The organism is Grimontia celer (assembly GCF_900055185.1).
Taxonomy (GTDB): Bacteria; Pseudomonadota; Gammaproteobacteria; order Enterobacterales; family Vibrionaceae; genus Enterovibrio; species Enterovibrio celer.
On sequence record NZ_FIZX01000004.1, the window covers coordinates 246071 to 254441 of the forward strand.

Annotated in this window: 9 protein-coding genes and 2 rRNA genes; 6 read left to right on the top strand and 5 right to left on the bottom strand. The window is 48.8% G+C overall.

The window, feature by feature from the left end; all coding sequences use genetic code 11:
• Positions 1 to 229: 229 nt before the first annotated feature.
• From frdA to frdD, 4 genes are read left to right on the top strand one after another with little or no spacing between them, the layout of a single operon-like run.
• Positions 230 to 2041, top strand: coding sequence for a fumarate reductase (quinol) flavoprotein subunit (gene frdA, locus GCE9029_RS21255; protein WP_062666704.1), 1812 nt, complete (start codon positions 230 to 232; stop codon positions 2039 to 2041).
• Complete coding sequence (locus GCE9029_RS21260; RefSeq protein ID WP_046303028.1) at positions 2041 to 2796, top strand: succinate dehydrogenase/fumarate reductase iron-sulfur subunit; 756 nt, start codon at positions 2041 to 2043, stop codon at positions 2794 to 2796. Before frdA ends, GCE9029_RS21260 begins: the two co-directional genes overlap by 1 nt.
• A 2-nt stretch (positions 2797 to 2798) precedes the next feature.
• Positions 2799 to 3182 carry a fumarate reductase subunit FrdC gene (gene frdC, locus GCE9029_RS21265; RefSeq protein ID WP_046303027.1) on the top strand — a complete coding sequence of 128 codons (384 nt, stop codon included), beginning with the start codon at positions 2799 to 2801 and terminating at the stop codon, positions 3180 to 3182.
• 24 nt (positions 3183 to 3206) lie between these two features.
• The gene (frdD, locus tag GCE9029_RS21270; RefSeq protein ID WP_062666706.1) at positions 3207 to 3569 is read left to right on the top strand and encodes a fumarate reductase subunit FrdD; all 363 of its coding nucleotides are present in this window, start codon (positions 3207 to 3209) and stop codon (positions 3567 to 3569) included.
• Positions 3570 to 3640: 71 nt separating this feature from the next.
• Here frdD and GCE9029_RS21275 read toward each other — a convergent pair whose 3' ends face one another.
• A complete protein-coding gene (locus GCE9029_RS21275; protein WP_002535615.1) occupies positions 3641 to 5050 on the bottom strand; it encodes an SPFH domain-containing protein in 1410 nt (469 codons plus the stop codon).
• A 267-nt stretch (positions 5051 to 5317) separates the two neighbouring features.
• Positions 5318 to 5884, bottom strand: coding sequence for an elongation factor P (efp, locus tag GCE9029_RS21280; protein ID WP_002535616.1), 567 nt, complete (start codon positions 5882 to 5884; stop codon positions 5318 to 5320).
• A 34-nt stretch (positions 5885 to 5918) separates the two neighbouring features.
• Between efp and epmB the strand changes: the two genes are divergently transcribed.
• Positions 5919 to 6941: an EF-P beta-lysylation protein EpmB gene (gene epmB / locus GCE9029_RS21285; RefSeq protein ID WP_062666708.1), complete on the top strand. Its 1023-nt coding sequence runs from the start codon at positions 5919 to 5921 to the stop codon at positions 6939 to 6941.
• Between the two features lie 95 nt (positions 6942 to 7036).
• Positions 7037 to 7531: a GNAT family N-acetyltransferase gene (locus GCE9029_RS21290; RefSeq protein ID WP_062666710.1), complete on the top strand. Its 495-nt coding sequence runs from the start codon at positions 7037 to 7039 to the stop codon at positions 7529 to 7531.
• 42 nt (positions 7532 to 7573) lie between these two features.
• On the opposite strand, the gene GCE9029_RS21295 is transcribed toward GCE9029_RS21290, so the two are convergent.
• The 3 genes from GCE9029_RS21295 to GCE9029_RS21305 all read right to left on the bottom strand — a co-directional run.
• A complete protein-coding gene (locus GCE9029_RS21295) occupies positions 7574 to 7912 on the bottom strand; it encodes a 50S ribosome-binding protein YggL (RefSeq protein WP_062666712.1) in 339 nt (112 codons plus the stop codon).
• Between the two features lie 156 nt (positions 7913 to 8068).
• Positions 8069 to 8184 (bottom strand): 5S ribosomal RNA (gene rrf, locus GCE9029_RS21300).
• Between the two features lie 95 nt (positions 8185 to 8279).
• Positions 8280 to 8371: ribosomal RNA gene (locus GCE9029_RS21305) — 23S ribosomal RNA — on the bottom strand; the annotation flags it as partial.

The following is an 8371-nucleotide window of genomic DNA, read 5'->3' on the forward strand; positions in this document are numbered from 1 at the left end:
GAAACAAGAGAAAACGACGCGCAACCTCTGTTTAACAAGGTGATTTCTTCCTGTCTAACGACCTGGATCACAAATCTACTGCTCTGGCTTTTTAGAAGGCAGAAACTCGGAACAAATACCCTTTCAGGTCAAAATTTACGGGATTTAACTTTAATAAGATGGGGAAAGTTTTTGAGTTAGATGCACGGTTAGCATCTTTACATTTTTAACAATCCTCCGGAGGATAGCTGTGAAAACCATTACCACAGATATCGCTGTTATTGGCGCGGGCGGTGCAGGTCTTCGTACTGCAATTGCTGCTGCAGAAGCAAACCCAGAGCTGGAAATTGCTTTGGTTTCCAAGGTTTACCCAATGCGTTCCCACACGGTGGCCGCAGAAGGTGGCTCCGCCGCTGTCATCAAGGATGAGGATAGTCTCGACAACCACTTCAACGATACCGTTGGCGGTGGTGACTGGCTATGTGAACAGGACGTTGTTGAATATTTCGTAGAAAACGCGACTCGCGAAATGGTTCAGTTGGAGCAATGGGGTTGCCCATGGAGCCGCAAGGAAAACGGTGACGTAAACGTACGTCGCTTCGGTGGTATGAAGGTTGAGCGCACTTGGTTTGCCGCTGATAAAACCGGCTTCCACATGCTGCACACCCTGTTCCAGACATCGATCAAATACCCACAAATCAAACGTCTCGACGAGTATTTCGTCGTTGACCTGCTGGTTGTCGACAATGAAGTACAAGGCCTTATCGCCATTCACATGGCGGAAGGCGAACTGGTCTGCATTAAAGCGAAATCTGTCGTACTGGCAACAGGTGGTGCGGGTCGTGTTTACAACTGCAACACCAACGGCGGTATCGTGACTGGCGACGGCATGGCGATGGCTTTCCGTCACGGTGTGGCACTGCGCGACATGGAGTTCGTTCAATATCACCCAACCGGTCTGCCAGGCACCGGCATTCTGATGACAGAAGGCTGCCGCGGTGAAGGCGGTATCATCGTCAATAAGAACGGCTACCGTTACCTGCAAGATTACGGCATGGGTCCGGAAACTCCGGTTGGCCAGCCAAAGAACAAATACATGGAGCTGGGCCCGCGTGACAAAGTGTCGCAAGCTTTCTGGCACGAGCAGCAAAAAGGCAACACCATCAAGCACCCACTGGGTGACGTGGTTCACCTTGACCTTCGCCACTTGGGTGAAGAGTACCTCAAGGAACGTCTGCCGTTTATCTGTGAGCTGGCAAAAGCGTATGTGAACGTTGACCCAGCGAAAGAGCCAATCCCAATCCGTCCTACTGTGCATTACACCATGGGTGGTATCGAAACTGATTCCCGCACTGAAACCAGCATTAAAGGTCTGTTTGCGGTGGGTGAGTGTTCTTCTGTCGGCCTGCACGGCGCGAACCGTTTGGGCTCAAACTCACTGGCAGAATTGGTGGTCTTTGGCCGCGTAGCCGGTGAAGGTGCCGCTGACCGTGCCGCTGAATTCAAAGGCTGGAACGAAGCTGAAATCGCAAATCAGATGGAAGCAGTGAAAGCTCGCATCGATGTGCTGATGTCTCAAGAAGGCGATGAGAACTGGGCGGAAATCCGTACTGAAATGGGTCATACCATGGAAGCGGGTTGTGGTATCTACCGCCGCGAAGATCTGATGCAAGAGACCATCAACAAGCTGGCTGAGCTGAAAGAACGCTACAAGCGCATCAGCATCAAAGACAAGGGCAAGGTATTCAACACCGACCTGCTGTATGCGATTGAAGTGGGCTACGGTCTGGAAGTTGCTGAAGCCATGGCGCACTCCGCCGTGCTTCGCCGTGAATCCCGCGGTGCGCACCAACGTTTAGATGACGGCTGCACCGAGCGTGATGACCAGAAATTCCTGAAGCACTCGCTGGCGTTCTATAACCCAGAAGGTGCACCAACCATTAAATACAGTGACGTGAAAATCACCAAGTCTCAGCCAAAAGCACGTCTTTACGGCGCTGCTGCAGAAGAAGCTGAAGCAGCAGCGAAGAAGGCTGAAAAAGCAGAGAAGGAGCAGGCATAATGTCAGCAAACCGCATTCAGAAAGTCAGCATTCTTCGCTACGACCCATCGAAAGATGACGAACCACGTCTGCAAACCTTCGATGTGCCATTTGATGAAACCATGTCTGTACTGGACGCGTTGGGTTACATCAAAGATCACCTGGACAAAGATCTGTCTTACCGCTGGTCTTGCCGCATGGCGATCTGTGGTTCGTGCGGCATCATGGTCAACAAAGTACCAAAACTGGCATGTAAAGCCTTCCTTCGTGATTACCCGGATGGTGTAACCATCGAGCCACTTGCGAATTTCCCTATCGAGAAAGATTTGATTGTCGACATGACGCCGTTCATCGAGCGTCTTGAAGCCATCAAGCCTTACATCATTGGTAATGACCGCACACCGGAAGATGGCCCGAACAACCAGACGCCTGAGCAAATGGCGCGCTACAAACAGTTCGCTGGCTGCATCAACTGTGGTCTGTGTTACGCGGCATGTCCGCAGTTTGGTCTGAACCCTGAGTTCATTGGCCCAGCCGCGCTGACGCTCGCACACCGCTACAACCTCGACAGCCGTGATAACGGTGCTGCTGAGCGTATGAAGCTGATTAATGGTGAAAACGGCGCTTGGGGTTGTACCTTCGTGGGCTACTGTTCTGAGGTATGTCCGAAGAACGTTGACCCGGCAGGCGCGGTAAACCAAGGCAAGATCGCATCGTCACAAGACTTCGTGATCGCAATGCTCAAGCCAGATGGCTCTAAGAAAGTGGAGGCTTAAGGATGTCTAACCGTAAACCTTACGTTCGTGAAATGAAGCGTACCTGGTGGAAAGACCATCCTTTCTACCGCATGTACATGGTGCGTGAAGCCACTGTGCTTCCGCTGATTTTCTTCACCCTGTGCCTGACTTTCGGTTTAGGCAGTCTGGTCGTTGGCGAAGCGGCATGGAATGGTTGGTTGTCATTCATGGCAAACCCTGTGGTTATCGCGATCAACATCGTGGCACTCGCGGGTAGCCTGTTCCACGCACAGACTTTCTTCAGCATGATGCCGCAAGTGATGCCTATCCGCATCGGTGGCAAACTGCTGGATAAGAAAGTGATCGTCCTGACACAGTGGGCTGCTGTTGCGGTGATTTCTGCTGTCATTCTGTTTCTGGTTTAACCCCGACATCTGAGGAGATTTAACGTGGTCGATTTGAATCCAAAACGTTCTGACGAACCGGTATGGTGGGGTCTGTTTGGTGCAGGTGGCTCATGGTTTGCAATGATCACCCCTGTAACCATTCTGGTTCTGGGCATCATGGCACCAATGGGCATGCTGGATGCAGAAGCATTGAGCTATGAGCGCGTGACAGGTTTTGTCACAAGCTTCATCGGTGCACTGTTCACCGTCGGTACTCTGTCTCTGCCAATGTGGCATGCAATGCACCGCCTACACCATGGTATGCACGATCTGAAATTCCACACTGGCACCGCAGGCAAAGTCGCCTGTTACGCCACGGCATTTCTGATCAGCGCCCTGTCTGTTATCTTCATTTTCATGATTTAACAGCCAGTAAAACGAGAAAAAGGGAGCACTTGCTCCCTTTTTGTTTACCCAGGCTCTGTTGAGATAGGCCTTTACTGCTGAACTTTCTGCATGGCTTCGGTTTTTTCCATCATTCCCAATGCACCAAGCCCGGTGATCACATCAAGATTAGTGGTCATCTTGCCGCCATCACCACCACCAAAGTAGTGCTTTGGTACTTCAACTTTGAAGTCTTTCAGGTTGTGATAAAGCGACGTAGAAATATCACGGTTAAGTTCTGCCAGATAGACGTCGCGGTTTGCACCATACGCATCATACTTGGCTTTCAATATGGCCGCCTCCGCTTCACCTTTAGCCAGAATCGCTAGAGCTTCGAACTCCGCAGCCTTCGCGTTAGCTTGTTGAATCGCAAGGTTGGCTTCGGCAATCGCCAGCTCTTTGGATTTCTCCACTTCCGCCAATTGCTTGGTTTTTTCTACCTCAACAATCTCACGCTTGGCAATTTGCTGCGCAACCGCTACCTCTTTTTGTTGGGCAATCACCGCCAGCTCTTTCGTACGCTGTGCATCCTGTACTTCACGGGTACGTTGGATTTCTTTACGAAGCTGCTCGGTTTCCGCTTGCGCCTTTGAGGTTTCCTGCTCCTGAATCGCACGGATACGATCCGCGACCAGTCGTTTCTTATCAGCTAACAATTGGTCTAACTGCTTCTCCGGTTGTGGGTCGCCAATGGTGACCTGAGTGACATGGATACCATATTGCTGCAGCGGGTTATCCTGTCGGATTGGCTGGCCACTTGCATCTCGCACAGGCACGGTTTTCCAGACCAACTGTTGGGTGCGTTGCAGCTTGTTGGCATCAGACTGATCCAAACCTACCGGTGCTAAGTCCAACTCTTCCACCTCAACCTGACGACGTTCGGTCAAATAGATCCCCTCACGAAGCTGATCGCCAAGCTTAGATTTGAATTGGTTCAGTCCGCCTTGGAAGAATTCCTCTCCCGTGTACTGGGTTGCTGTGATCACCGTGACGTTTCGAGCGTTTTTGACTAACAAAGCATCAATCAGGTTGCTGTTGTTACGAAATTCTCGGTGCATTTTCTTCACAGCTTCCGGATCATTACTTAGCTTGAAGCGGTAGGTCACCGGAATTTGACCTATATAGGTATCGGCAAATCGCACCTGCACCGGATCCAAGCGCTGGTAGAAATCTTCACCTGCATTGTTACCGAATGACACAGTGATCACTTGATCGTACTGTGTAATCTTCGAAAGAAACGGCATCCGAAAGTGAATACCCGGCTCAGTAAATACATCCAACTCACCTGTCATATTGTTCTGATGAACATAGGTGTAGCCAGCATCTGTCATCAATACTGAGCTGTTAATTGTCAGCCCCAACCCGAGCAGCGGTATACCAATAATCGCTGCTTTGAGACCTGTTCTAGCCAACTGACGTCTTTCTTCCATTTTTAAACCCTGTCCTAGATTCTTAGTGTCCATTTTCTTTTCCTTCTTATTTGCTGCTTGATGAATAAAGCGGTATGGCTCTTAGGCCAAAGTGAATAACTACTCATCACCAGCGGGAATAAATGTAACAAAAAATTTATAACAGGAATATTCGAAACATTGACTTTATTTATTCGGTTTTAACGAAATATAAAAACAGAAAATGATAGAAGAGTGTTTGCGAAGATAAATTGGAATTTATGGAGCTCTGATACGCAAAAAGCGCCCCGAAGGACGCTTTTCAGCGAGAGAAGTAATGAATTACTTCACACGGCTTACGTATTCACCTGAACGAGTGTCAACTTTGATCACTTCGCCGATTTGGATGAACAGAGGTACACGCACAACTGCGCCAGTGATCAGAGTTGCTGGCTTACCACCGGTACCCTGAGTATCGCCTTTCAGGCCTGGGTCAGTTTCAGTCACTTCCAGCTCAACAAAGTTTGGTGGAGTCACTGCGATTGGGTTGCCGTTCCACAGAGTCAGAGTACAACGATCGTTCTCTTTCAGCCATTTGATGTTTTCGCTTACTGCTTTCTCATCAGCCGCGATTTGCTCAAATGATTCTGCGTTCATGAAATGCCAGAACTCACCGTCGGTGTAAAGGTAGTCCAGTTCCATATCGATAACGTCAGCAGCTTCAACAGAGTCGCCAGACTTGAAAGTCTTCTCCAGCACTTTGCCAGAAAGCAATTTGCGGATTTTCACGCGGTTGAACGCTTGGCCTTTACCTGGCTTAACGAACTCGTTTTCGATAATGACACAAGGCTCGTTATCGAGCATAATTTTCATTCCGCCGCGGAATTCATTGGTGCTAAAAGACGCCATGTCTATCCTCTTAACATCTTCGAAGTTGTCATAAATGCCGGACATAATAACCCGAAATGCGCCTTCTGTTGAGCAAAACTGGCTCAAAGAAATGGCAAATGCTGTCTCAGATCCTCAAAAGCTTCTGCAACAGCTTGATATAGAGCCTTCCGCATGGACGTCTGGCTTCAGCGCGCGTGAACTATTTTCCCAGCGCGTGCCACAGAGCTTCATCAATCGCATGGAAAAAGGTAACCCACACGACCCTCTGCTGCGTCAAGTGTTGCCAGTGATTGAAGAGTTCGAAGAAGTCAGTGGCTTCACCACAGATCCACTTGAAGAGCAGGACAATACGGTTCCAGGCCTGCTGCACAAATACAAAAACCGTGTACTGATGATTGTAAAGGGTGGCTGCGCGATTAATTGCCGCTATTGTTTCCGTCGCCATTTCCCGTATGAAGACAACAAAGGCGGGAAAGACGTCTGGCGCGAAGCGATCACTTACTTACAGCAGCATCCCGAAGTGGATGAAGTCATCCTTTCAGGTGGCGACCCACTGATGGCAAAAGATCACGAACTGCAATGGCTGATTGAAGCCATAGAGTCTGTACCGCATATCAAGCGTCTCCGTATCCACACACGTTTACCTGTCGTTATTCCATCCCGAGTGACGTTAGCACTTACTCACATGCTTGAGTCATCAAGGCTTAGTGTGGTGCTGGTTACGCATATCAACCATGCGAACGAGATTGACGACGAGCTCCGTGCATCGATGGAAAAACTAAAACAAGCAGGTGTTACTCTCTTAAACCAAGGTGTGCTTCTCCGCGGTGTGAATGATTCTGTCGATGCACTGAAAAACCTGAGCAACAGCTTATTTGATGCAGGCATCTTGCCGTATTACCTGCATGTACTGGATAAGGTAAAAGGAGCTGCGCATTTTCTGATTGACGATGAAGAAGCCAAAAAGCTGATGTCTGGTCTTATCAAAGAGGTCTCTGGCTTTATGGTCCCACGCCTGACCCGTGAGATCGGTGGACGCGATAGTAAAACACCACTAGACCTTCACCTTGAGTGATAGAAGTAAGCAATTACCAACTAAAAAACTGCTTGCCTAGCAATCAGTTGCAAGCAATGATGAAAAGTCCCTCTGGCATTACCTAAGGAGTGACTATGCCTGTAACTGTTCGTCCTGTAGAACCTCGCGATATTCCTGCTATTCAGCAACTCTATGCCTGCCCTAAAGCACAAGCTGGCACACTGCAAATGCCACTACCATCGCTCACGATGTGGGAAAAGCGACTCAATAATATACCGGATGACATTTACTGCCTGGTCGCAGAAGAGGATGGTGAGATAGTCGGTCAATTAGGCTTTGAAGCCAACCATAAAGGGCGAAGACGTCATGTCGGACAATTTGGCATGGCAGTGCATGATGACCACATAGGAAAAGGTGTCGCCAGCGCATTGCTTACTGCAATGATAGACTTAGCGGACAACTGGCTGAACCTGCGCCGAATCGAGTTAACCGTTTATAGTGACAATGAAGCCGCAATTGCCTTGTATCAAAAGTTTGGTTTTAGGCAGGAAGGTGTCGCAGTTGATTACGCCTTTCGAAATGGAAAATACGTCGATGCGCTTTTTATGGCACGCCTGAACACTCAATAATTCAAGAAGACAATAGATCCGGCCATCCGGATCTTTTTTTAATTAATCTACAAACTCCAATTGATGGAGATCGACAAGCGGTCCCAAATCCAGCAATTCAACTTCATTCCGCTCTTCAATCCATTCCTGAATTGATTTCCTATCCTGCTCTGTCGCAGAGCCATACCTGAGAGCGGAACCTATAACCAGCTCGATATCACTCATACCTCCGCCGCCAACTAGCAGGTGTCGGGATTCAGCAAAGTCGGCCAAAGACTCAATAAAAGCATCTAACTCTTCATCACTTTCCGTATTTAGTTTCAGACCGATCACAAAGCCAAAAACCGCAAATTCATCCAGATACAGTTTCTTTCTCAATCGCTTAGAACGTTGTGATGACATGGCTTAGGTTCCTGTCAGATAACAAGTGCTGACAGTGTAGAAGCAAGTCGAGAAGTTAGCGGTAACGGGGATTAAAAACGAGAGCTGTGGTAAATATGAAAAAGTGCAGATGCAAAAAAGCCCTGACCGTCAGGTCAGGGCTTTTCTAAATTGGAAGCCTGGCGATGTCCTACTCTCACATGGGGAGACCCCACACTACCATCGGCGCTGTTACGTTTCACTACTGAGTTCGGCATGGAATCAGGTGGGTCCATAACGCTATGGTCGCCAAGCAAATTCGTTAAAATCTTGGAAAGTGACTTTGTTTGTTCTCGTTCTTACACATTCAAGGCTCTATTCGAGTCCGTCAAAACCCCTTGGGTGTTGTATGGTTAAGCCTCACGGGCAATTAGTATCAGTTAGCTCAACGCCTCGCAGCGCTTACACACCTGACCTATCTACGTCGTAGTCTCCAACAAC

Excerpts from the sequence above, each read along its gene's own strand:
- frdC (WP_046303027.1), top strand. The coding sequence starts at position 2,799 with ATGTCTAACCGTAAACCTTACGTTCGTGAAATGAAGCGTACCTGGTGG.
- GCE9029_RS21260 (WP_046303028.1), top strand. The coding sequence starts at position 2,041 with ATGTCAGCAAACCGCATTCAGAAAGTCAGCATTCTTCGCTACGACCCA.
- efp (WP_002535616.1), bottom strand. The coding sequence starts at position 5,884 with ATGGCGTCTTTTAGCACCAATGAATTCCGCGGCGGAATGAAAATTATG.
- GCE9029_RS21275 (WP_002535615.1), bottom strand. The coding sequence starts at position 5,050 with ATGGACACTAAGAATCTAGGACAGGGTTTAAAAATGGAAGAAAGACGT.
- GCE9029_RS21290 (WP_062666710.1), top strand. The coding sequence starts at position 7,037 with ATGCCTGTAACTGTTCGTCCTGTAGAACCTCGCGATATTCCTGCTATT.
- GCE9029_RS21295 (WP_062666712.1), bottom strand. The coding sequence starts at position 7,912 with ATGTCATCACAACGTTCTAAGCGATTGAGAAAGAAACTGTATCTGGAT.
- epmB (WP_062666708.1), top strand. The coding sequence starts at position 5,919 with ATGCCGGACATAATAACCCGAAATGCGCCTTCTGTTGAGCAAAACTGG.